Source organism: Phenylobacterium sp., from assembly GCF_044236515.1.
Classification (GTDB): domain Bacteria; phylum Pseudomonadota; class Alphaproteobacteria; order Caulobacterales; family Caulobacteraceae; genus Phenylobacterium.
Genome location: NZ_JBIIGK010000042.1, coordinates 1 through 22,991, shown reverse-complemented (window position 1 = coordinate 22,991; position 22,991 = coordinate 1). Strand labels below are relative to the sequence as shown.

Genomic DNA, 22,991 nt, shown 5'->3' with positions numbered 1-22,991 from the left:
GACGCGACATGCCCATCGACATCCTCATGCCCGCGCTGTCGCCCACCATGGAGGAGGGCACGCTCGCCAAGTGGCACGTGAAGGCCGGCGATCAGGTCCGTTCCGGCGACGTGATCGCCGAGATCGAGACCGACAAGGCGACCATGGAGGTCGAGGCCGCCGACGAAGGCGTCGTCGAGGAGATCCTCGTCGCCGAGGGCAGCCAGGGCGTGAAGGTCAATTCGCCGATCGCCCGCCTGTCCGGCGAGGGCGCCGCCGCGCCGGAAGCGCCCAAGGCGTCTCCGGCCCCTGCGGCCGACACGGACAGCGCCCGCGCCGCCCGCGAGCAGAAGACCGATCCCGTCGCCAAGGCCCCGCCGGCCGCGGCGCCTGCGCCGCAAGCCCCGCCCCAGCCCAAGTCCGCGACCCCTGCCGGCGCGCGGATCTTCGCCTCGCCCTTGGCCCGCCGCATCGCCGAGCAAAAGGGCGTTGACCTCGCCGCCCTTCAAGGCTCCGGCCCGCACGGCCGCATCGTCAAGGCCGACGTCGAGAACGCCCAACCCGGCCAGACGAAGGCCGCCCCCGCCCAGGGGCAGGCCCCCGCCACCGCCGCCCCGGGGCAGGCCCAGACCCTGGAGCAGATGGGCATCGCCCCCGGGACCTACGATCTCATTCCGCTCGACGGGATGCGCAGAACGGTCGCGCGCCGCCTGACCGACAGCTTCCGCGACATCCCGCACTTCCCGCTGAACCTCGACCTCGAGATCGACGGCCTCCTGGCCGCGCGCGCCAAGATCAACGCCCTGCTTGAGAAGGACGGCGTCAAGGTCAGCGTCAACGACCTCGTGCTCAAGGCCAGCGCCATCGCCCTGATCCGTGTGCCGGAGGCCAACGCCTCCTTCACGCCCGAGGGCATCGCCATGCACCACCATGCCGACATCGCCATGGCGGTCGCAGTGCCGGGCGGCCTGATCACGCCGATCATCCGCAGCGCCGACACCAAGGGGCTCGCGCAGATCGCCACCGAGGCCAAGGACCTGGCCGAACGCGCCCGCAGCAAGAAGCTGAAGCCCGAGGAGTACCAGGGCGGCACCTTCTCGGTGTCCAACCTTGGCATGTTCGGGATCAGGTCGTTCTCCTCGATCATCAACGAGCCGCAGGGCTGCATCCTTTCGGTCGGCGCCGGCGAGAAGCGTCCGGTGGTGCGTGGCGACCAGCTCGCCGTCGCCACGGTGATGAGCGTCACCCTGACCTGCGACCACCGCGTGGTGGACGGCGCCGTCGGGGCCCGCTGGCTGCAGGCCTTCAAGGCGCTCATCGAAGACCCGATCACGATGATCGTCTGAGCCGGGCAGAGCAGGGGATCCGCGTAATGGCCAACGACTTCGACGTGGTGGTGATCGGCTCCGGCCCGGGCGGCTACGTCACCGCCATCCGCGCCTCTCAGCTCGGCATGAAGGTCGCCATCGTGGAGCGCGAGCTGCTCGGCGGCATCTGCCTCAACTGGGGCTGCATTCCGACCAAGGCGCTTCTGAAGTCGGGCGAGGTTTACGAGACTCTCGACCACCTCGCCGACTACGGCCTGTCGGTGGAAAAGCGCGGCTTCGACTTCGCCAAGGTGGTCGAGCGTTCGCGCAAGGTGTCGGCCCAGCTCAACGCCGGCGTCACCTTCCTGATGAAGAAGCACAAGATCGAGGTGGTCGAAGGATCCGCTCGCCTCGAGAGCGGCCAGCCTGCGCCGCAGGTCGTCGTCGCCCAGAAAGCCGGCGGCTCGCGCACTCTGCAGGCCAAGCACGTCATCCTCGCCACCGGCGCCCGCGCGCGCACCATTCCCGCCATCGGCCTGGCGCCGGACGGCGAGCGGGTCTGGACCTACCGCGAGGCCCTGGTCCCGAAGGCGGCGCCGAAGTCCCTGATCGTCATCGGCTCCGGCGCCATTGGTATCGAATTCGCCAGCTTCTACCGTGCCTTGGGATCGGAAGTTACGGTAATCGAGGCCCTGCCGCGCATCCTGCCGGTCGAGGACGAGGAGGTCTCCAAGGCCGCCCATAAGGCTTTCGAGAAGCGCGGCCTGAAATTCCGCACCGGCGCCAGCGTCAAGAAGCTCGCCAAGACCGCGACCGGCGTTTCGATCGACATTGAGGCCGACGGCAAGGCCGAGACCCTGACCGGCGATGTCGCCATCGTCGCCATCGGCATCGTCGGCAACGTCGAAGATCTCGGACTCGAGGGCCTCGGCGTGAAGATTGACCGCACCCACGTCGTCACCGACGCGCACGGCGCCACCGGCGTCGCCGGCCTCTACGCCATCGGCGACGTCGCCGGGCCGCCGTGGCTCGCTCATAAGGCCAGCCACGAGGGCGTCCACTGCATCGAGCATATCGCCGGCGTGAAGCCGACGAACCTCAAGGCCCCGATCCCTGGCTGCACCTATTCGAACCCGCAGGTCGCCTCGGTCGGCCTGACGGAGGCCCAGGCGAAAGAGCAGGGGATCGAGATCAAGGTCGGCCGCTTCCCGTTCAAGGTGAACGGCAAGGCCATCGCCTCGGGTGAGACCGAAGGCTTCGTGAAGACCGTTTTCGACGGCAAGACCGGGGCCCTGATCGGCGCGCACATGATCGGCGCCGAGGTCACCGAGATGATCCAGGGTTACGCCATCGCCATGACCCTCGAGGCCACCGAGGCGGAGCTCCACGCCACCGTCTTCCCACATCCGACCATGTCGGAGGCGATGCACGAATCCGCCCTCGACGCCTTCGGCCAGGTCCTCCACACCTAGCGATCCGGGCGGCCCGGCGGTTCTCCCGCCGCCTTGACCAAGATCGCCGCGGCCCTACGACGGGCCGTTCAAACCGGGGAAGATCGATCCGTGGGCCTGATCCTCTATGGCATCCGCAACTGCGATACGATGAAGAAGGCCTGGACCTGGCTGGACCAGGCTGGGCTCGCCTACGACTTCCATGACTACAAGAAGCAGGGCCTGGACCGCCCGACACTCGAGGGATGGGTGCGCGAGGTCGGTTGGGAGCCCCTGCTGAACCGCTCGGGCACGACCTTCCGCAAGCTGCCGGACGCCGACCGGACCGGCATCGACGCCGCCAAGGCGGTCGAGCTCATGTTGGCCCAACCGTCGATGGTCAAACGCCCGGTGTTGCGCGCCGACGACCGCCTGCTGGTCGGCTTCAAGCCGGCTGAATACGAGACGCTGCGGGGCTGATCCGAGAGAGGGCGCTTGCTGCCGCCCCGCGATCATGACGAAGATTTCACGGTCCCGCTTGCATCCATGCGGGGCCGGCCGCGCCTCTTCCCTCACAGGAACACGAATGGCCGGTTTGCGACCGGTCGCCTGGAGATGCCGAAGACATGGAAATCCTGATCCCAATCACCCTGTTCGCGATGATCGCCGCGATCGTCGTCTTGCCCCGCTACTTCCGTAGCCAGGAACGGCAGAAGTTCGCCGACGCCATGCGCGCGGCTATTGAAAAGGGCCAACCCCTGCCGCCTGAAGTGATCGACGCGATGTCCGGCGATATCCGCCGAGGCGCGCCGACGGCCTCGCCCGCTCGCGATCTGCGCACCGGCATCATCTGGTTGGGCGTTGCTGTCGGCATGGCCGTGTTCGGCCTAATGCTGGGCATGGAAGAGCCGGACGCAACCTATCCGATCCTGGCCATGTCCGCGTTTCCCGGCTTCATCGGGATCGCCTTCATCGTGCTCGGCGTCCTGAACAAGACCAAGGTCTGACCGCGAGCGGAAGCTTTACGCCCATGCCGGCCGTCAAGACCAAGGCTCTGGCCAGCCTGCACGACGTCGAGCTCGTCGCCCTAGCGACGGCCGGGGAGCGCCGCGCGTTCGGCGAGCTCGCTCGCCGGCACGGCTCGGCGGTGCGCGGGGTGCTGCGCCGGATGGGGGCGCAGCCGGCCGAGGCCGACGACATCGCGCAGGACGCCTTCATGGCCGGCTTCGAACGGATCGCCGAGTTCCGCGGGGAGGGGACCTTCGCCGCCTGGATCAAGCGCATAGCCGCGCGGCTCTATCTGAAGCGGCTGCAGCGCGAACGACGCCTCAGCGCCTTCGCGGCCGAGACGGACGAAGCGGGGCCCGCGGCGGCCGGCGACGCCGACCGGCGCATCGACCTCGACGAAGCGCTGAGGACCCTCGGCGCGGCCGAGCGGATGTGCGTGACGCTGTGCTTCGGGGCCGGTCTTTCGCACGCCGAGACGGCGGACGCCTTGAACCTGCCGTTGGGAACCGTCAAATCCCACGTCAAACGCGGCCTGGAAAAGCTCCGGGCCCGGCTGGAGAGCGCCCAGGCAGGGGCGCTGGAAGGAAGTCGCAGCCATGGCTGAGGTCGATTTCGAACGCCGGCTGGAACGCCTCTTCGCCGAGGCGCCCGCCTTCGCCGACTCCGGCGCCTTCGCTGAGCAGCTGGAGCGACGTCTGGATCGGGGCTGGCGCGTGCGCCGCTGGCTGATCGGCGCGGCCGGCCTCGCGGGCGGGGTCGTGGCCGCCAGCCAGTTGATGGTCGCCAACATCGGGCAGCGCGTGCAGGCGGCGGAGGACTCCGCCCGCCTGCTGCGCTCGGGCCTCGGCCAGATCGCGCCCAACGACGCCTGGATGTCGTTGCTCGGCGGCGGCGGGGCCGTGGTATGGGTGGCCTCCGGCCTGGCCGTACTCGCCATGGGTTTTGTGCTCACCCGGGTGATCGAGGAGATCTGATCCGTGTCGTCCCACCTCCCGACGCCTGCGCGCCGCGCCGCGGCCCCTGACATCGCCGCCCGCAAGGGCCGCGAGCCCATCGTCTGCCTGACAGCCTACACCGCGCCGGTCGCCGAACTCCTCGACCCGCACTGCGACGTGCTGCTGGTCGGCGATTCCGTGGGCATGGTCGTCCACGGCCTGCCGAACACCGTCGGGGTGACCCTTGAAATGATGATCCTGCATGGCCAGGCGGTGATGCGCGGCTCGCGCAAGGCGCTGGTCGTCATCGACATGCCATTTGGCTCCTATGAGGGCAGCGCCGACATTGCCTATGCCAACGCCGCCCGCGTCCTGAAGGAGACCGGCGCCGGCGCGGTGAAGGTCGAGGCCGGCGAAACGATCGCCGAAACCATCGCCTATCTGGTCAAGCGCGGCATCCCGGTGATGGGCCACGTCGGCCTGCGCCCGCAGGCGGTCCTGGTCGACGGCGGCTTCAAGGCCAAGGGCCGCGAGACCGACGAACGCCAGCAGATCCTCGCCGACGCCCGCGCCACCGCGGAGGCGGGCGCCTTCGCCGTGGTTGTCGAAGGCGTTGCCGAGGGCCTGGCCCGCGAGATCACCGAAGCCGTTGGTATCCCAACCATCGGCATCGGCGCCTCGGCCGGCTGCGACGGGCAGGTCCTGGTCACGGACGACATGCTCGGCCTCTTCGATTGGACGCCGAAGTTCGTCCGCCGCTACGCCGACCTGCGCGGCGAGATCAGCCGCGCCGCCCAGGCCTATTCCGAAGACGTCCGGGCCCGACGTTTCCCGGGCCCAGCCGAGATCTATTTCGCCAAGGCCGGCTAGGCCGCGCGCCGCCGGCACGGCTTGGCGTTGCGGGGGCGTGCGGCGCGCTATAGGTTCCCGGCCTCTGGCTAGGTCCCCTGGCCGCACCCGTCGACCCAGCCCAACACCCCGGAGTCCCCGTTCGTGACCGATCTGTTTGAAGAGGTCGAGGAGCAGCTGCGCTCCGACCGCTACCGGACGTTCGCGAGCCGGGTTCTGCCCTGGATCCTGGTCGCCTTGGCCGTGGCCCTGATCGGCGCCCTTGCCTGGTGGGGCTGGTCCTCTTGGCGCGAGCGCGAGGCGGGCAAGGCCTCGGAACTTTACGCCGCCGGCATTGAAGCCTTCGCGGCCGGCGACGAGGCGAAGGCCTCCCAGGCCTGGACCGAGGTCTCGAAGTCGTCGTCGCGCGGCTTCAAGTCGCTGGCGCTGATGCAGCTGGCCGGCCTGCAGATCGTCGACGGGAAGGTCCAGCCGGCCGTAAAGCTCCTGGACGAGGCGGCCGAAGCCGCGCCGGACGAGCTGCTTGGCGACGCCGCACGCCTCAAATCCGCCTTGGCCCTGCTCGACACCGCTCCCTACCAGGAGCTGGAGAGCCGCTTGACGCCGCTGATCGAGAAGGATCGCCCCTATCGCCACCAGGCGCGTGAGGCCCTGGCCTTCGCCAAACTCCTGAAGGGCGACCAGACCGGCGCCCGCAGCGACTTCGTCGTCGTCTCCTCGCAGCTCGATGCGCCGCAAGGGGTGAAGACCCGGGCCCGCGCGGCCGTCGACCTGATCGATTCCGGCTCTGCCAAGGCGCTGCCGGCGGCCGTGCGCGCCGCCGTCGCCCTGCCGCGCGCGCCGACGCTCCTGCCCCCGGGCCTGGTACCGGGCCCTCAGGGTCAGGCGCAAGCCCAGCAACCGCAAGCCCCCCAACCGCAAGCTAACGGTCCGCAATGACGTCTCGTCGTACCACCATCCTGGCGCTGACCCTGGTCGCCGCGCTCGGCGCCAGCGGCTGTTCGACGGTCGGTCGCCTCAATCCGTTCAAGAAGGACGCGGGGCCGCAAGAAGTCGCGGGCGAGGGGCAACGGATCTCCATCGTTCCCGCGGACCAGATCCTGGAGCCGGCCGAAGCCCTGAAGGGTGTCGACTTCTCGCTGCCGCCCGCCCAGCAGGTCGCCGAATGGCCGTTGCCAGGCGGTACCCCAGAACAGTGGGTCGGTCACGTCGACGCCGCTCCGAACCTCTCGATCGCCTGGCGCCGCGGCTTCGGCGAAGGGTCGAAGGGCGGCCGGCACGTCACGGCGCCGCCAATCGCCGCCGCCGGCCGGGTCTACGTCATGGACGGCGAGGGCACGGTCTCGGCTTTCGACGCTCGCTCGGGTTCGCAGGTCTGGCGCCGCAACATCCGGCCGTCCGGCCGCCGCGACCGCAACGCCTTCGGCGGCGGCCTCGCCTTCGGCGATGGCAAGCTCTACGTCTCGTCCGGCTATCGCCTGGTCACCCAGCTCGACGCCGCCACCGGCGCGGTCGGCTGGACCACGCGGACTGAACAGCCGATCCACGGCGCGCCGACGCTCGCCGCCGGCCGGGTGGCGGTGGTCGCCGTCGACAACACCCTCCTGACCTTCGACGCCGCAACCGGCGCCCCGGCTTGGAACTTCCAGGCCCTGACCGAGCCGGCCCGCATCCTCGCGGCCTCCAGTCCGGCGGTCTCCGGCGACACCTTGATCGCGGCCTTCGGGTCGGGCGAACTGGTCGCCCTGCGGGCCGCCAACGGCAACGATCTGTGGAACGAGGCGCTGTCGCGCGCCAACCGGACCAGCGCGCTTTCGGAGATCCGCGACATCCCCGGCCGCCCGGTGATCCACCAGGGCGATGTCTTCGCCGCCAGCCACTCGGGCGTCTTCTCGGCGATCGACCTGCGCTCGGGCCAGGCGCGCTGGAGCCTGCCGGTCGTCGGCATCACCACGCCGCTCCCGGCCGGCGACGTGGTCTATGTCGTCGCCCGCGACGGCAAGGTGATCTGCGCGTCGCGCGAAAGCGGCCAGATCTACTGGATCCGCGACCTGAACGAGGGCTTCAAGCCCAAGAAGGGCGGTCTTTTCGGCATCGGCGCCCGGGCCCAGGCGCGGCCGGTGTGGTCCGGCCCGCTGCTGGCCAACGACCGGCTGATCCTGGTCGGCACGACCGGCGACCTGGCGGTGCTCAACGCCAAGACCGGCGAGGTCCAGCGCCGCATCGACATCGGTCCGGCCATGCTGTCGCCGATCGCCGTCGGCGACACGATCTATGTGGCCACCGATCGGGCGCAACTGATCGCGCTTCGTTGATCTGCCGATTAAGCTGACGCCATGGCGCTGAAACTTGCGATCGTCGGGCGTCCCAACGTCGGCAAATCCACGCTGTTCAACCGGCTGGCGGGCAAGAAGCTCGCCATCGTCGACGACCAGCCGGGGGTCACCCGCGACCGCCGTTTCGCGGCCGGGCGCCTCGGCGACCTCGAGCTCGAGCTGATCGACACCGCCGGCTTCGAGGATATCGCCGACGAGAGCCTGGAATCGCGCATGCGCGCCCAGACCCTCCGGGCCATCGAGGAGGCCGACATGGCCCTCTTCGTGGTCGACGCCCGCGAGGGGGTCACGCCCCTCGACGAGGTGTTCGGCGAGATCCTGCGCCGCTACGACAAGCCGGTCGTACTCGCCGCCAACAAGGCGGAGGGCAAGCAGGGCGACCATGGGGTGATCGAGGCCTTCAGCCTCGGCCTTGGCGAGCCGATCCCGATCTCCGCCGAGCATGGCGAAGGCATGGCCGACCTCTATGCGGCGATCTCCGCCTTTGGCCTCGACCAGTTCGACGACGAGGAAGAGGGCGAAAAGCCGGTCCGCATCGCGATCGTCGGCCGACCGAATGCCGGGAAGTCGACGCTCGTTAACCGGCTGATCGGCGAGGACCGCCTACTGACCGGTCCGGAGGCCGGCATCACCCGCGATTCCATCCCCGTCGACTGGGAATGGGACGGCCGCGCGGTCCGCCTGGTCGACACGGCCGGGCTGCGCCGCAAGGCCAAGGTGCAGGAAAAGCTCGAGAAGCTTTCCACCCAGGATTCCATCCGCGCCATCACCTTCGCTGAGGTGGTGATCCTGGTGATGGACGCGACCCACCCCTTCGAGATCCAGGATCTGCAGATCGCCGACCTCGTCGAGCGGGAAGGGCGGGGCCTCGTGTTCTGCCTGACGAAGTGGGACCTCGTGGAGGACCCGCAGGCCCGCCTCGCCGAGTTCATCGAAGAGGCGCAGCGCATGCTGCCGCAGGTCCGGGGCACGCCGGTCATCGCCCTGTCCGCCGAGACCGGGCGCGGCCTCGATCGCCTGATGCCGGCGGTCTTCAAGGTTCATGGCGACTGGTCGACCAAGGTAAAGACCCGCGACCTCAACGACTGGCTCCAGATGGCCATTCAGCGCCATCCGCCGCCGGCGGTGAACGGCCGCCGTATCAAGCCGAAGTACATGGCCCAGACCAAGGCTCGGCCGCCGACCTTCGTGATGTTCGCCAGCCGCGCCGACCAGTTGCCCGAGAGCTACCGACGCTACCTGATCAACTCCCTGCGCGAGAGCTTCGACCTGCCCGGCGTGCCGCTGCGCGTGACCATCAAGTCGAATCGCAATCCCTTCGCCGAGGGCGAGGAAAAGAGCGGCGAGATCGTCAGGCGCGCCCAGCCGTCGGAGGCCAAGACCGGCCTCGCCGCCAAGACCCGCGCCGCCGCGGCCGCCAAGGCCAAGAGCGGCGCGGCCGGCAAGCCAAAACCGCCCAAGCCCAAGGGCCCGGCGAAGCCGAAGTCGGGCGCCCCGCGGGGCCGGGCTCAGAAGCTCAATAGGCCGGGCGTCAAGCCGAAGCGCGCGTCGCGGCCGTCTTCCACTCGGAAAACACCACGTTAGCGGTCGGCAGGCCGAGTTCGGCCTCCGCCAGCTCCAGGAACAGCGGCGCCAGCTCCTGCGGGTCGGGGAGGGTCGCCGGATCCTCGCCCGGCATGGCCTCGGCCCGCATGCCGGTCCGCATGGCCCCGGGGTCGAGCAGCACGGCGCGCACGCGGGTGTTCTCCAACTCGTCGGCCCAGGTCCGGACGATGTGCTCCATCCCCGCCTTCGTGGCCCCGTACGGTCCCCAGAAGGCGCGCGGCCGCGCAACGCGGCCGGTGGTCAGAAAGATGGCGCGCGGGCGCGCCGCGGCCTTCAGCAGCGGCTCCACGCTGCGGATCAGGCGGTAGGTGCCGGTGAGGTTGGCGGCGACGATCTTGTCCCAGTGCTTGGGCTCGATGTGGCCGACCGGCGTAATCGGGCCGAGCAGGGCCGCGGCATGGACCAGCAGGTCCAGCCGGCCGAACCGCTGATGGATTGCAAAGCCAAGTTGATCCAGCGCGTCGCCATCGGAGACGTCTAGGGGCACGAGGGTCGCCGACTTACCCGTCGCGCCGCGGATCTCGTCGTCCAGAGCCTCTAGGCCGCCCTGGCCCCGGGCGACGGCGACGACGTGCGCGCCCGCCCTGGCGAGGGTCAGGGCGGCGACGCGGCCGATGCCGCGGCTGGCCCCAGTGACGAGGGCGATCTTGTCGGTCAGCGATTGGGTCTCGGACATGGCGCGCTGTCTAGCGGGACTCTGGCGCGATGTCGCGGGCCGCATACCGCTGGGCGATCACCGCGCAGGCCATCAGCTGGATCTGGTGAAACAGCATCAGCGGCAGAATGGCGAGGCCGGTGCCGGCCGGCGGGAACAGGGCCGCCGCCATCGGCGCTCCGCTCGCCAGGCTCTTCTTCGATCCGCAGAACACGACCGCGATCTCGTCCTCCCGCGAGAAGCCGAACGCGCGCGACGCACCCCAGGTCGCCGCCAGCACCGCCGCCAGCAGGACCGTGCAGAGCACCACCAGCCGGACGAGGTCGTCCGCTCCGACCTGCCGCCAGACACCTTCGACCACGGCCCCCGAGAAGGCCACATAGATCACCAGCAGGATCGACCCGCGGTCCGCCAGCGAGAGCATCCGCGCCTTCGCAGCCACCCACGGCGCGATCCACCGCCGAAGGACCTGGCCGGCCGCAAACGGGGCCAATAATTGGAAGGCGATGGCCTGGAAGGCGGCGCTCGAGACCTGCCCCTCCGCATGCAGCAGCGCCGCAGTCAGCGCCGGCGTCACCACGACGCCGAGCAGGTTCGACGCCGAGGCCGCCGCCACCGCCGCCGCGACATTGCCGCGCGCTATGGCGGTGAAGCCGATCGACGACTGAATGGTCGAGGGAATGCAGCCGAGGAAGATCAGCCCGCCCGCCAGGACCGGCGGCGTGACCCCGTCGGGCAAGATGGATAGGCCCAGGCACAGCAGGGGAAACAGGCCGAAGGTGACGCCCAGCACCACAAGGTGCAGCCGCCAGTGGATCAACCCCTGAACCACCGCCTCGCGCGAAAGCCGGGCGCCGTGCATGAAGAACACGAAGGCGATCGCCAGCTTGGTCGCCAGTCCCAGCCCTTCGGCCGCGGCGCCACGGACCGGCGCCAGCGTCGCGAGGCCCGCCGTGGCGAAGATCAGGACCAGGTAGAGGTCCGGCTTCAGTCGGCCGAGCCAGCTGGCCCGCGCCGAGCCTCGGCTCACGCGTCGACCAGGAACGACAGCTGCCGGTCGACGTCCTGGTTGCGGCCCTGGGCGATTTCCTTGTCCAGCAGTCGGGTCGGATAGTCGCCGGTGAAATAGTGGTCGGTGAACTGCGGCTGGTTGGCGTCACGCGCCCCGGCCTCCATCGCCCAGTAAAGCCCGTCGACCGACAGGTAGCCCATCGAGTCGACGTTGAGGATCTTGGCGATCTCCTCGACCGAGTGGTTGGCGGCCAGCAGCTTTTCGCGGTCCGGCATGTCGATGCCGTAGTAGTCCGGCCACTGGATCGGCGGCGAAGCGGATCTCAGGTGGACCTCGGCCGCGCCGGCTTCGCGCACCATGCGCACGACGCGCACCGAGTTGGTGCCGCGCACGATGGAGTCGTCGATCAGCATCACCTTCTTACCGGCCAGCACGGAACGGTTTGGCGACAGCTTCATCCGCACGCCCATTTCCCGTTGACCCTGCGTCGGCTGGATGAAGGTGCGGCCGACATAGTGATTGCGGATGATGCCCATCTCGAAGGGTACGCCCGCCTCCTGAGCGAAACCGAGCGCGGCCGGCACGCCGCTATCGGGCACCGGCACCACCACATCGACGTCGGCGGGGCATTCCTGAGCCAGCCGGCGCCCCATGCGCTTGCGGACCTCGTAGACCGACTTGCCGTTCACCACGGAGTCCGGCCGCGCGAAATAGACGTACTCGAAGATGCACGGCCGGGCGTTGCGGGCCGGGAAGGGGTGGGACGAGGCGATGCCGTTCTCGTCGATGACCACCATCTCGCCGTGGCCGATGTCGCGCACGAACTTGGCGCCGATCATGTCCAGGGCGCAGGTTTCCGAGGCCAGCACCGACTTGCCGTCGAGCTCGCCCAGGACGAGCGGCCGGATGCCGAGCGGGTCACGCACCCCGATCAGCTTCTTGTTGGTCAAGGCGACGAGGGCGTAGCCGCCCTCGATCTGCGACAGGGCGTCGACGAAGCGGTCCATGAACCGCGTCTTCCGCGAGCGCGCGATCAGGTGGAGGATCACTTCCGAGTCCGACGTCGACTGGAAGATCGCCCCCTCCGACACGAGCTGTTCACGCAGGGCCAGGAAGTTGGTCAGGTTGCCATTGTGGGCGAGGGCGACGCCGCCGGCCTCGAGGTCGGCGAACATCGGCTGGACGTTGCGGATGAACGAGCCCCCGGCCGTTGAATACCGGGTGTGCCCGATAGCCGAATTGCCGGGCAGCCGGTCCGATAGCGGCCCGCCGCCGAAGGCGTCGCCGACCTGGCCCATGTGTCGCTCGGTGTGAAAGCGCTGGCCGTCGAACGCGGCGATGCCGCAGGCTTCCTGACCGCGATGCTGGAGGGCGTGCAGCCCGAGGGCCGTCAGGGCGGCGGCGTGCGGCACGTCCTGGATACCGAAGACGCCGCACTCGAGGCGCGGCGTGTCGTCGTCGGGGTCGCGGTGATGGCTCGACCAGCGATCATTCACGCCTTGGGGCATGCCATTGGGGACGTAGGTCATCGGGATGTCTCCGCTGGGCTGCTGCGTTGCGGCGCCTCGTAGCCGTCCGTCATCGTTCTGTCACCCGTCCCATCGCGTAACGCCTTGTCGAAAGCAGGGCGAAGCCGCCCCGCCACGTCGAGGCCGCGCGGGGCCAGCGAACTTAAAAGGTTCCCCATGTTGCGTGCCAGCGGCCAGGTCTTGGCTTCGGTGATCCATTTCGGCCGAAGGTCCTCAGGCGTCGCGGCGTTGAACATCAGGTAGAGAGCTCCAAGCACCAGCAGACCACGCGCCAAACCGATGAGCAGGCCGGCGGAGCGGTCCAGGGTGCCGAGGAGATCGGTTCTCTGGATCTGTCGCGCAATCCCTGCGCCGATCAGCCGCAAGGCGAAATAGGTCACCGCGAACACCAGCACCAGCGCCACCGCGGCGCCGAGCCACGCCGGCTGAACGAATTCGCGCACCATCGGGCTAGATATTGGCAGGGCGACAATCGCCAGCACCGAGGCCGCGACCAGGGCCACAAGGGCGGCGACTTCCCGCGCCGCGCCTCGCACGAACCCCACCACGCCCGACAGCGCCAGCAGGCCCAGAACGATGAGGTCGAGCTTCGTCACCTGTCCTTCAGTCCCAGTTCTGGTCGCCGAGCCGCTGTATCGCGTCGGCCAGCCGGTTGACGCCGGTCAGCCGCATCACGGTCGCATCCGCTTCGGCGGGGCCCAGCGCACGCCGGAACCCGAGCTTGGCCGCCTCCTTCATGCGGGAGTCCATCCGGCTGACCGGCCGCACCTCGCCGGACAGACTGATCTCGCCGAACACCACGCAGTCCTGCGGCAGAGCCTGGTCGAGCGCCGAAGAAGCCAGCGCCGCCGCCGCCGCGAGGTCGGCCGCCGGCTCGCTGATCCGCAGGCCCCCGGCCACGTTCAGATAGACGTCGCGGTCGCCGAAACCAAGGCCGCAGCGCGCTTCCAGAACCGCCAGCACCATGGCCAGTCGGCCGGTGTCCCAACCGACCACCGCCCGCCGGGGCGTGCCATAGGCGGATGGCGCCACCAGGGCTTGGAATTCCACCAGCACAGGGCGTGAGCCCTCGATGCCCGCGAACACCGCGGCGCCGGCGGATCGCTCGCCGGAGGTGTTGAGGAACAGGGCGGAGGGATTCCGTACCTCCGACAGGCCCGCATCGCCCATCTCGAAGACCCCGATTTCGTCAGTCGCTCCGAAGCGGTTCTTGGCGCCCCGCAGAATACGGAACGGGTAGCCACGCTCGCCTTCGAAGGCGAGCACGGCGTCGACCATATGTTCGATGACCCGCGGCCCGGCGATCGTGCCTTCCTTGGTGACATGGCCGACCAGGATCACCGCCACACCTTGCTTTTTCGCCAGCCGCACCAGTTCCCCGGCCGCCGCACGCACCTGCGTCACGGAGCCTGGCCCGGCCTCGTGGGCGTCACTCCAAAGCGTCTGGATTGAATCGATCACCACCAGGTCGAAGCGCTCGCGCTTCAGCCCCTCGACGATGTTCCGCAGCGACGTTTCCGCTGCCAGCTTCACCGGTGCGTCCGCCAGGCCCATGCGCTGAGCGCGACCGCGCACCTGTTCGACAGCCTCTTCGCCGGAGATATAGGCGCAGGCCGCGCCGCGGCGCGCCGCGAACCCGGCGACCTGCATCAGAAGGGTCGACTTGCCGACTCCGGGGTCGCCGCCCAGCAGGATCGCCGAGCCCGGCACTACGCCGCCGCCGCAGACGCGGTCGAACTCGTCGACGCCGGTGAAGATGCGGGGCGGGGCGGGGACCTCGTCCTGCAGGCCCTCGAAGGCCAGGCCACGCCCTTTCGACGATCCGCGGGACGGCGTCATGGCGCCGGGCGGCCGCGCCTGCGTCTCTTCGACAAGCGTGTTCCAGGCGCCGCAGCCGGCGCACTGGCCCGACCATTTGGTCTGGACCGCGCCGCAGGACTGGCAGGCATAGACGGCGCCGTCGCGGGCCACGCGGAAGCTCCTGATTCGATGGGACGATCAGTCTAGCCGACCCACGTCGCCGGCGCCCGCGCCGCTTGCCGTTCCGGAGCCTTCGTCTAGGTTCGTGGCCGGCTGTTTGGGTTTGGAGGGTTGGCGTGGCGTCGCGACCGGCGGAAGCGCGGCTGGCTGCGCGGGTGGCGGGAATGCTGTTTCGGCCGGCGCGGACGCTCGAGGCGATCGAAGCCGAGCCCACCGACCCGCGCGGACTGTATACAGGCTACCTCATCCCGCTCGCCGGCCTGGCTGCGATCTGCGGCATGATCGGGGTCAGCCTGTTCGGCTACGGGGTCGGCGACATCCGCGTCCAATCCGGTCTGGCGACGACGCTGATCGAGGGGCTGGCTCGGTTCCTACTCACGCTTGTGTCGGCGGGTCTGGTGGCGAGCGCGATCGCCCTTGTTGCGCCGGGGTTCGGCGGCCGACGGGATTTCGGCCAGGCGTTGAAGCTCGTCGCCCACGCGGGCACCGCGTTCTGGCTCGCGGGGGTGTTCGGGCTCGTACCCAACCTGGGCCTCGTCGCCGGCATGCTGGGCGCGTTGCACGGCCTTTACGCGCTCTTTCTCGGCCTGCCACGGCTGATGAAGGTCAGGCCCGAGGCGGCCCTCAGCTGTTTCGCCGTCTGCCTGGCGATCATTGTCCTGACGGCGCTTGCCGCCGACGCGCTCGCGGGTCGCGCCGCCGATCTCGGCGAGCCGCTTTGGATGCTCAGCTGACGCCCAGGTAGACCCGCTCCGCTCGCCCGCTGAGGCGCACCAGGATCTCGTGCGGCACGGTTCCCGCCGCTACCGCAAGTTCGTCGAGGTGCGCTCTCGGACCCAGCAGCTCGACTTCGTCCCCGACGCTCGCCGCGGCATCCTGCAGGTCCAGGACGATGAGATCCATGTCCACCGCCAGGATCGGCAGCGATCGCTCGCCGAGCCAGCCGCGTCCCTTGCCGCGGGCCGAACGCAGCAGCCCGTCGGCATAACCGGCCGCAACGACCGCGACACGCGCCGGGCGCTCCAGCGTGACCGCTGCGCCATAGCTCACGCGGTCGCCGGCTTGCAGTTCGTGGATCTCGAGGATGGGCGCGGTCAGCCGCGCCACCGCCCGGAGCCGCGGATCAGGCTGTCCGAACGGTCCGCCGCCGTAGAGAGAGATGCCGGGCCGAACGATGTCGGCGCTGTACTCAGGTCCAAGGCGGGCGCCCGCCGAAGCGCCGAGGCTGGCGCGCGCGCCGGGGAACAGCGGCCGCAGCGCCTGGAATCTCTCCAACTGCTCGGTATTGCGCGTATCGCGGGGTTCAGCCGCCGAGCCCAGGTGGCTGAGCAGCAGGATGATGTCCAGCGCCCCCGGAGCCGCGGCCAGGACCCGCGCCTCGTCGAGGCTCAGGCCTTGCCGGTTCATGCCGGTGTTGACGTGAACCGCCACAGGCCAGCGCCGCCCGGCCCGCTTGGCCCACTCATCGGCCGCCCGGACCTGGGGCAGGGTGGAGATCACCGGCGTCAGGTCCGCCTCGCCGAGCCGTTGGGCGGCGCCGAGCGCCAGACCGTCGAGCACATAGATCGTCGCCGGCCGCCCCGGATCCAGCGCCGCGCGCAGGGCGGAGGCCTCGCTTAGGCGGGCGACGAAGAAGCTGCGGGCGCCCTCGGTCCACAAACGCTTGGCGATCGGCCCCGCGCCAAGGCCATAGCCGTCCGCCTTCACGACAGGGGCGATCTCGGCGGGGGCCGCGTCGGCGCTCAGGGCATGAAAGTTGTGGGCGAGGGCGTCGAGGTCGATCGACAGCCGCGCCGTCGGCGACTCGAACACTGGTGGTTGGGGCATCGCCGCCTAGTGCGGGTCGTAGCGGCTGGAGTCACGCGCCAGGTTGCCGAATTTCGTGGTGTCGGAGTGGAACGACAGGCGGACCGTGCCGATGGGGCCGTGACGCTGCTTGCCGATGATGACCTCGGCCAGGCCCGTGACCTTGTCCATCTTCTCCTGCCACTCGAAATGCTCCGGTGTGTTCGGCTGGGGCTCGAGGCGGCTGAGGTAGTACTCCTCGCGGTAGACGAACATGACCATGTCGGCGTCCTGCTCGATCGAGCCGGATTCGCGCAGGTCGGAGAGCTGAGGTTTCTTGTCCTCGCGGTTCTCAACCTGCCGGCTGAGCTGGGACAGCGCCAGGATGGGCACCGACAGCTCCTTGGCCAACGCCTTCATCCCCTGGGTGATCATGGAGACTTCCTGCACCCGGTTGTCCGGTCCGCCGGCGCCCGTGGTGACGAGCTGGAGGTAGTCGACGATGATCAAGTCGAGGCCGACCATCCGCTTCAAACGGCGGGCCCGGGCGGTGAGCTTGGCGAGCGTGATGCCGCCCGTGGCGTCGATGTAGAGCGGCGCTTCCTGGATCTCGAGGGCGGCGTCCCGCACGCGCCCGAACTCCATGGCGTCGATCTCGCCCTTCCGGAGCCGGTCGCCCGAAACGCCGGAAGCCTCAGCGAGCAGACGCAGCGCCAGCTGCTCGGCCGACATTTCCAGCGAGAAGAACGCCACGACGCCGCCGCGGACCGTCTTCTTCGTGCCATCGGGCTGCGGCTCATAGGCGTAGTTGCGCGCCACGTCGAAGGCGATGTTGCAGGCCAGCGAGGTCTTCCCCATCGACGGGCGGGCCGCCAGGATCATCAGGTCGGACGGGTGCATGCCGCCGATCTTCTGGTCGAGGTCGATCAGGCCCGTAGAAAGACCCGCGAGGGCGCCGTCCCGGCCGTGCGCCTCGGCGGCCATGGCGACGGCTCCATGCAGGGCGTCGGCGAAGGTCACGAACCCCTGCGACACGCCGCCGGTCTCGGCCAGCTGGTAAAGCTGCTGTTCGGCCCGCTCGATCTGGTCGCGAGCCGAAAGTTCGTCATCCCCCTGCGCGGCCGCCGTCGAGATGTCGCCGCCGATGCGGATCAGGTCGCGCCGCAGGGCGAGGTCGTAGACTGCCCGCGCGTAATCGGGGGCGTTGGCGGCCGGCGGCGCCCGGTCGACGAGGTCGGCGAGGTAGCGCACGCCGCCAAGTTCTTCGAACGCCGGGTCGCGGGTGAACTGCTCGGCCAGCAGGATCGGCTCGGCGAGCTGGCCCTTGCGGATATGGGTCTCCACCGCCTGGAACAGGCGCTGGTGGAACGGCTCATAGAAGTGCCGCGCCTGCAGGAAATCGCCGATCCTCTCGAAGGCGGCGTTGTCGTAGAGCAGTGCGCCCAGCAGCGCCTGCTCGGCCTCGATGTTGGTCGGCACGCGCGGGATCGCGACATCGCCAGGTTGCGGGCCGGGGAGGGGACGGAGATCGAGGGCCGGGACGACAGACATCGTCCTTACCTAGCCCAGCGGTCTGTCGGCAGGCACTGCGGCAAGCGGCCGTGCGGCTACCTGTCCACACACAATTTCGGCGGCCTGTGGACAAAGCTTGACTGTTGTCAGGGCGGCAACCGTCCGCCTCGTCGGGGGTTACGGTCAAGACGGAGAGAAGGAGCCCTCATGCCCCACAAACAGACCGAAGATCGCGCCTTCACCCACGGCTCTAGCGGCGCCACCGCCGACATGGCCGTCGAGGGCGCCTGCAACCCCGAGACCCGCCACATCGAGACGCCGCACGCTCGCGAGGCCGAGCCTCTGGCCGAAGGCGAGAAGTTCGATCAGCTGGCCGACAAGGAGGCGCTCGCCGAGGACCGGCAGGAGGCCCTGCTGGACGAGGCGGTCGAAGAGACTTTCCCCGGATCCGACCCGATCAGTCCCAAGCACATCACCTGAGCTGAAGAGCCCGCTGCCGACCGAGGGCGCTGCTGGGTTTTAACTCCCCTGCGGCGCCCCGACCGTGTCGGCCATGACGGCGCCACGCGCGCCGAGCGGCTTTTCCGGGCCGACGGTGGTGTCGCGCGCGGTCTGGTGCTCGATCTCCGAGTTTAGTTCGGCGCCGAAGAGGACCACCTGGCTCGAGACATAGACCCACATCATCAGCCCGACCGCCGCGCCGAGCGATCCGTAGGTCTTTTCGTAGTTCGCGAAATTGGCCACGTAGATCGAGAACGCGGCTGAGGCTGCGATCCACAGGAGCAAGGCCGCGCCGCTCCCCCAGGTCAGCCACCGCCAACGCGCCTTGTGGCGGCTCGGGCCATAGCGGTACAGCACGGCCAGACCGAGGCCGACGGCAACCAGCAGCACCGGCCAGGTGCTAAGCCGGAACACCGTGGCTGCTGACGGCCCCAAGAAGCTCTCGATGGCCGGCGGGGCCGCAATGGCGGCGAGGGCGCTTATGCCGAAGATCAGAAGTCCAAGGGTAAATCCGAGCGAAATCAGGGTTCTCCTGAAGAAACCACGTTTCTCCGTCTCGTCGTAGGCGATGTTCATCGCGGTGATCATCGCCTTGGTCGCCCCGTTGGCGCTCCAGATCGACAGGGCAAGGCCGCCGATGAAGGCGAATGACAGGCCCGCCTCGTGGGCCGCCGAGACCCGCACCATCTCCCCGGCTAGGAAGGTCAGCACTCCGGCCGGCAAGACCGCAGATAGCACCTGGAGGTGGCCGCGGACCTCGCTGACATCGGCGAACAGCCCGTAGAGCGCGACGAATGAGCCCAGCGCTGGGAACATCGCCAGCAGCGCGTAGAAGGTGACGCCCGCCGAGACCAGGGGGATCTGGTCCTCCGCGAACTCCTTGCGTGTTCGCAGCAGGATGTCTTTCCATCCGCGGGCCGGGATCTGCTCAGGCGTGGCCGCCTGGCGACCCCGCGTTGGGTCGCCCATTTCGGCCGGGTCGCGGGTGCTGCGATCAGGCGACGGCTGGTCCCGCAACGCCTCGGCCCGGGAGGGCGGGGGCGCCGCACCTGCCGCTGCCGCCATACTCGCCATGCCTCAAACCTCCGCCGGATCCGCGCCCTTCGCTGCAACAGCACAGCGGGGCGAGAGTTCCGCACGGCCTAGGCGCGAACCGCCTCATAGGCTTCCTGGGCGTCGATCCACTCCAGTTCGGCCGCTTCGACCGCCGCCTGAGCCGCTTCCCGCCGTCGGCCGAGCTCGGCGGCCTTCTGGGGATCCTTGCTGAAGAGATCTGGCGCGAGCAACGCCTTGTCGATGGCGGCCAGGGTCTCGCTGGCCTTGGCGAGCGCCGCCTCGGCCGCTTCAGCCCGCCGGCGAGCCGGCCCCGTCGGCGCCTTGGGCTTCGCCGCGGCAGGCGGGGTCGCCGGCGGCGGCGACGCTTCCTCGCGAACCTGGGTGGGGGCCCGCGCCGCGACCCGCGCGCGATCGAGTACGAAGCGGGCGTAGTCCTCCATGTCGCCGTCGAACGGCGTGATCGTGCCGTCCGCCGCCAGCCACAGCCGGTCGGCGACCAGTTCCATAAGCGAGCGGTCGTGGGTAATCAGGATCACCGCCCCCTCGTAGTCGTTAAGCGCGTCGAGCAGCGCCCGGCGGCTGTCGATGTCGAGGTGGTTGGTCGGCTCGTCGAGGATCAGCAGGTGCGGCGCCTCCATCGCCACGAGGTTCAGCAGCAGGCGCGCGCGCTCCCCGCCGGACAGGCTGCCGACCTTGGTCTCGACCTTGTCGTGGCTGAAGCCGAACTGCGCCAGTCGCGAGCGGCGCTTGGCTTCTGTTTCCTCGGGCAACGCCCGCCGGATGATCTCCAGCGGCGTGTCGGTTGGGTCCATGGCCTCGATCTGGTGCTGGTGGAACCAGCCGACTTGCAGGCGCCCGCTGCGATGCAGCTTCCCGGTCTCGACATCGAGCGCGCCGGCCACCAGTTTGGCGAACGTCGACTTGCCGGCGCCGTTGACCCCCAACAGGCCGATGCGGTCGTCGAGATCGAGCCGCAGGTTCAACTTCTTCAGGATCGGCGCGCCGCCATAGCCGACCGCAGCCTCTTCCAACCGCAGCAGCGGCGGGGGCAGAGGGCGTTCGGGTGACGGCAGCAGGAACGGGGCGACCCGCTCCTCGACCACCGCAGCCACGGGCGGCAGCTTGGCGATCATCTTCAGGCGCGACTGGGCCTGCGTCGCCTTCGAGGCCTTGGCGCGGAAACGGTCGACGAAGGACTGCAGATGGGCGCGCCTCGCCTCGATCTTGACGCGGGTGGATTCCTGCAGCCGCAGCTTCTCGGTCAGCTGGTGCTCGAAGTTGTCGTAGCCGCCGGGGTAGAGCTCCAGCTTCCCGTCCTTCAGGTGGAGGATGTGGTCGACCGAGTTGTTCAGCAGCTCCCGGTCGTGGCTGATCACCATGACCGTGTGCGGATACTTCTTCAGCCGCGCCTCGAGCCAAAGCGCGCCTTCAAGGTCGAGATAGTTGGTCGGCTCGTCGAGCATCAGCATGTCGGGCTCGGCGAACAGCGCCGCCGCCAGCGCCACCCGCATCCGCCAGCCTCCGGAGAACTCTGCCATCGGCCGTGTCAGGTCGGCGTTGGTGAACCCGAGCCCGGCCAAAATCTCGGCCGCCCGCGACGGGGCCCGGTCGGCGTCGATCTCGATCAGGCGGCTGTAGATGTCGCCCATCTCCTCCGGAGACGCGGCCTCCAGGCGCGCGAGCAGGCTGGCCCGCTCGACGTCCGCCGCTAGGACGGTGTCCAGCAGGGGAACGGGCGTCGCCGGGTGCTCCTGGTCGACCGAGCCGATCCGCGCCGCCTTCGGCAGGCTGATCTCGCCTGACCCAGGGACCAGCTGGCCGAAGATGAGCTTGAAGAGCGTCGACTTGCCCACGCCGTTGCGGCCGACGAGGCCGACCTTAGCGTCCTTGGGCAGGTTCACGGAGGCGCCGTCGAAGAAGCGGCGGCCCCAGGCGTCGAAAACGAGGTTCTGGATCTGAAGCATGGCGGACTTGGAGACGAGAGATTGCGGGCGCGAACCGGCGATGCGCGCCGAGCCGCGATGTGAACGGGCCAGGGCTAGATAAGTGAACCGCGCCGCCGCCTGGCCGGCGCGGCTCTTAGCAGGCCACAACGCCCTTGGCGAGCAGGGCGCCTTGGCGAGGCCGGACCCAACCGCTATAGAGCCGCCACCGCGCGCGGGCCCGCCCGCCGCACCCCCTCCCATAGCCAGACAAGAAGACCCATGACCGAACGCACCTTCTCGATCATCAAGCCGGACGCCACGCGGCGTAACCTGACCGGCAAGGTCAATGCGGTGATCGAGGACGCCGGCCTGCGGATCGTCGCCCAGAAGCGCATTCAGATGACCGACGCCCAGGCGAAGAAGTTCTACGAAGTCCACGCCGAGCGCCCGTTCTATGGCGAGCTGGTGGAGTTCATGACCTCGGCCCCCGTTGTGGTCCAGGTGCTCGAAGGCGAGAACGCCGTCGCCCGCTACCGCGAAGTGATGGGCGCCACCAACCCGGCCCAGGCCGCCGACGGCACGATCCGTAAGCTCTACGCCGAAAGCGTCGGCGAGAACTCGGTCCACGGCTCCGACAGCCTCGAGAACGCAAAGATCGAGATCGCCCAGTTCTTCAGCGACGACGAGATCGTCGGCTAAGGCGCTGACGGGGGCGCTCGCACTGGGGCGCCCTCTGGCAACCGACCGCCGCCCTCGGGGTTTGAAACGGGCGGACATCCACCGATCAGAAAGTAGCGATGCGAGAAACCAAGATCGGGCATTTCAGCGAGCGGCTGGAAGCCCAGGCGGAGGCGCGCAAGGCGCTCCTCGAGAAGTTCAAGCCGAAGCCGACGGTCCAGCCGGAGGTCTTCGAGACCCGCGCTCAGCGGAAGGCGCGCGAGCTCGAAGAGGTTCGCGCTAAGCGCGCGGCCGAGAAGGAAGCCGCCCGTCTGGCCGCCGAGGCTGCCGAGCAGGCGCGCCAGGAAGCGATGGCCAACGACGAAGAGCTGCAGCTTCAGCTGAAGCGCGATGACCGTAAGGCTCGCAAGGCGGCGGCCAAAGCCGAGGCTCGCGCCAAGCGCGAAGCCAAGTCGGCGGCGCGTCGCTGAAGGCTAATCTTCGCTCGCGCCGGTCAGCCGGCGCGACATCTCCCCGTAGTAGCCCTGGATCAACAGCTCCACAGGCTCGCCGCGTTCCTCGGCGTCGAACGCCAGGTCCTTCGCCATCTGGATCGCCGCAGAGCGGGACATGCCGTGTTCGACCGGCGCCCCGTCGCGGAAGACCGTCCAGTCTCCGTCCTTCAGTGTGACCGCGTACTGGACCATGGCCTTGGCGTGTCCTTCGGAAAGCTTAGCTTCAGCGTAGAAGCAGGCTGAAGGTTCCCGGACACCGCCTTATGACAGGCGAGGGCCAAGACAGCAGATTTGAAACCCGGCGGCGCCTTGCGGGTTGAGCCCCGGCGCGCGATATCGGACGCAACGCGGGTTGCGGCAGCCCGCGGCGAGTTTCCAGGAAGGACGCTTCTCCTATGCGTGACCCCGTCACCAC

General features: G+C 69.2%; 24 protein-coding genes. 14 read left to right on the top strand and 10 right to left on the bottom strand.

The features are described from left to right. Positions 1–8: 8 nt before the first annotated feature. The 10 genes from ACILRF_RS06790 (at position 9) to der (ending at position 9,428) form a co-directional block, all read left to right on the top strand. Complete coding sequence (locus ACILRF_RS06790) at positions 9–1,325, top strand: pyruvate dehydrogenase complex dihydrolipoamide acetyltransferase (protein ID WP_395671522.1); 1,317 nt, start codon at positions 9–11, stop codon at positions 1,323–1,325. A gap of 26 nt (positions 1,326–1,351) precedes the next feature. After that, positions 1,352–2,758, top strand: a complete 1,407-nt coding sequence (gene lpdA, locus ACILRF_RS06785; RefSeq protein WP_395671519.1) for a dihydrolipoyl dehydrogenase — start codon at positions 1,352–1,354, stop codon at positions 2,756–2,758. Positions 2,759–2,848: 90 nt separating this feature from the next. Further along, positions 2,849–3,196, top strand: coding sequence for an ArsC family reductase (locus ACILRF_RS06780; RefSeq protein WP_395671518.1), 348 nt, complete (start codon positions 2,849–2,851; stop codon positions 3,194–3,196). A 146-nt stretch (positions 3,197–3,342) separates the two neighbouring features. Then, positions 3,343–3,723, top strand: a complete 381-nt coding sequence (locus ACILRF_RS06775) for a DUF6249 domain-containing protein (protein WP_395671517.1) — start codon at positions 3,343–3,345, stop codon at positions 3,721–3,723. Positions 3,724–3,746: 23 nt separating this feature from the next. Further along, complete coding sequence (locus ACILRF_RS06770; RefSeq protein ID WP_395671516.1) at positions 3,747–4,328, top strand: RNA polymerase sigma factor; 582 nt, start codon at positions 3,747–3,749, stop codon at positions 4,326–4,328. Continuing rightward, positions 4,321–4,698, top strand: coding sequence for a hypothetical protein (locus ACILRF_RS06765; protein ID WP_395671515.1), 378 nt, complete (start codon positions 4,321–4,323; stop codon positions 4,696–4,698). The genes ACILRF_RS06770 and ACILRF_RS06765 overlap by 8 nt, the downstream gene beginning before the upstream one ends. Positions 4,699–4,701: 3 nt before the next feature. Beyond that, positions 4,702–5,529, top strand: a complete 828-nt coding sequence (gene panB, locus ACILRF_RS06760; protein WP_395671514.1) for a 3-methyl-2-oxobutanoate hydroxymethyltransferase — start codon at positions 4,702–4,704, stop codon at positions 5,527–5,529. Between the two features lie 123 nt (positions 5,530–5,652). After that, a complete protein-coding gene (locus ACILRF_RS06755) occupies positions 5,653–6,447 on the top strand; it encodes a tetratricopeptide repeat protein (RefSeq protein ID WP_395671513.1) in 795 nt (264 codons plus the stop codon). Next, positions 6,444–7,823 (top strand): PQQ-binding-like beta-propeller repeat protein, encoded by a 1,380-nt coding sequence (locus ACILRF_RS06750; protein WP_395671512.1) that lies wholly within the window; start codon positions 6,444–6,446, stop codon positions 7,821–7,823. Before ACILRF_RS06755 ends, ACILRF_RS06750 begins: the two co-directional genes overlap by 4 nt. 21 nt (positions 7,824–7,844) lie before the next feature. Continuing rightward, on the top strand, positions 7,845–9,428 hold the full coding sequence (der, locus tag ACILRF_RS06745) for a ribosome biogenesis GTPase Der (RefSeq protein ID WP_395671511.1): 1,584 nt from the start codon (positions 7,845–7,847) through the stop codon (positions 9,426–9,428). On the opposite strand, the gene ACILRF_RS06740 is transcribed toward der, so the two are convergent. Genes ACILRF_RS06740 through radA form a run of 5 tightly spaced genes read right to left on the bottom strand, consistent with a single transcriptional unit; the run spans position 9,376 to position 14,616 of the window. Next, positions 9,376–10,125 carry an SDR family NAD(P)-dependent oxidoreductase gene (locus tag ACILRF_RS06740; protein ID WP_395671510.1) on the bottom strand — a complete coding sequence of 250 codons (750 nt, stop codon included), beginning with the start codon at positions 10,123–10,125 and terminating at the stop codon, positions 9,376–9,378. The genes der and ACILRF_RS06740 overlap by 53 nt on opposite strands. A 10-nt stretch (positions 10,126–10,135) precedes the next feature. Further along, the gene (locus ACILRF_RS06735) at positions 10,136–11,134 is read right to left on the bottom strand and encodes a bile acid:sodium symporter family protein (RefSeq protein WP_395671509.1); all 999 of its coding nucleotides are present in this window, start codon (positions 11,132–11,134) and stop codon (positions 10,136–10,138) included. Continuing rightward, complete coding sequence (gene purF / locus ACILRF_RS06730; RefSeq protein ID WP_395671521.1) at positions 11,131–12,624, bottom strand: amidophosphoribosyltransferase; 1,494 nt, start codon at positions 12,622–12,624, stop codon at positions 11,131–11,133. Before purF ends, ACILRF_RS06735 begins: the two co-directional genes overlap by 4 nt. A 17-nt stretch (positions 12,625–12,641) precedes the next feature. After that, positions 12,642–13,241, bottom strand: coding sequence for a CvpA family protein (locus ACILRF_RS06725; protein WP_395671508.1), 600 nt, complete (start codon positions 13,239–13,241; stop codon positions 12,642–12,644). A 7-nt stretch (positions 13,242–13,248) separates the two neighbouring features. Next, positions 13,249–14,616: a DNA repair protein RadA gene (radA, locus tag ACILRF_RS06720; protein ID WP_395671507.1), complete on the bottom strand. Its 1,368-nt coding sequence runs from the start codon at positions 14,614–14,616 to the stop codon at positions 13,249–13,251. 125 nt (positions 14,617–14,741) lie between these two features. Here radA and ACILRF_RS06715 point away from each other — a divergent pair, with 125 nt between their 5' ends. Next, positions 14,742–15,359 carry a Yip1 family protein gene (locus tag ACILRF_RS06715; protein ID WP_395671506.1) on the top strand — a complete coding sequence of 206 codons (618 nt, stop codon included), beginning with the start codon at positions 14,742–14,744 and terminating at the stop codon, positions 15,357–15,359. Here the strand turns inward: ACILRF_RS06715 and alr are convergent. Both alr and ACILRF_RS06705 read right to left on the bottom strand, forming a co-directional pair. Continuing rightward, positions 15,352–16,437 carry an alanine racemase gene (alr, locus tag ACILRF_RS06710; RefSeq protein WP_395671520.1) on the bottom strand — a complete coding sequence of 362 codons (1,086 nt, stop codon included), beginning with the start codon at positions 16,435–16,437 and terminating at the stop codon, positions 15,352–15,354. The two genes, ACILRF_RS06715 and alr, sit on opposite strands and share 8 nt — an antisense overlap. Before the next feature lie 21 nt (positions 16,438–16,458). After that, positions 16,459–17,961 carry a replicative DNA helicase gene (locus tag ACILRF_RS06705; RefSeq protein WP_395671505.1) on the bottom strand — a complete coding sequence of 501 codons (1,503 nt, stop codon included), beginning with the start codon at positions 17,959–17,961 and terminating at the stop codon, positions 16,459–16,461. A 168-nt stretch (positions 17,962–18,129) separates the two neighbouring features. On the opposite strand from ACILRF_RS06705, the gene ACILRF_RS06700 reads away from it, so the two are divergent. Further along, positions 18,130–18,402 (top strand): hypothetical protein, encoded by a 273-nt coding sequence (locus ACILRF_RS06700; protein WP_395671504.1) that lies wholly within the window; start codon positions 18,130–18,132, stop codon positions 18,400–18,402. 39 nt (positions 18,403–18,441) lie between these two features. On the opposite strand, the gene ACILRF_RS06695 is transcribed toward ACILRF_RS06700, so the two are convergent. Next, positions 18,442–19,497: a YihY/virulence factor BrkB family protein gene (locus tag ACILRF_RS06695; protein WP_395671503.1), complete on the bottom strand. Its 1,056-nt coding sequence runs from the start codon at positions 19,495–19,497 to the stop codon at positions 18,442–18,444. A 68-nt stretch (positions 19,498–19,565) separates the two neighbouring features. After that, positions 19,566–21,443 carry an ABC-F family ATP-binding cassette domain-containing protein gene (locus tag ACILRF_RS06690; protein ID WP_395671502.1) on the bottom strand — a complete coding sequence of 626 codons (1,878 nt, stop codon included), beginning with the start codon at positions 21,441–21,443 and terminating at the stop codon, positions 19,566–19,568. Positions 21,444–21,683: 240 nt separating this feature from the next. Here ACILRF_RS06690 and ndk point away from each other — a divergent pair, with 240 nt between their 5' ends. Next, positions 21,684–22,103 (top strand): nucleoside-diphosphate kinase, encoded by a 420-nt coding sequence (gene ndk, locus ACILRF_RS06685; RefSeq protein ID WP_395671501.1) that lies wholly within the window; start codon positions 21,684–21,686, stop codon positions 22,101–22,103. A gap of 98 nt (positions 22,104–22,201) precedes the next feature. Then, positions 22,202–22,552, top strand: a complete 351-nt coding sequence (locus tag ACILRF_RS06680; RefSeq protein WP_395671500.1) for a DUF6481 family protein — start codon at positions 22,202–22,204, stop codon at positions 22,550–22,552. 3 nt (positions 22,553–22,555) lie between these two features. Here the strand turns inward: ACILRF_RS06680 and ACILRF_RS06675 are convergent, their stop codons facing one another. Next, a complete protein-coding gene (locus ACILRF_RS06675) occupies positions 22,556–22,768 on the bottom strand; it encodes a DUF2188 domain-containing protein (protein WP_395671499.1) in 213 nt (70 codons plus the stop codon). Positions 22,769–22,991: the final 223 nt, after the last annotated feature.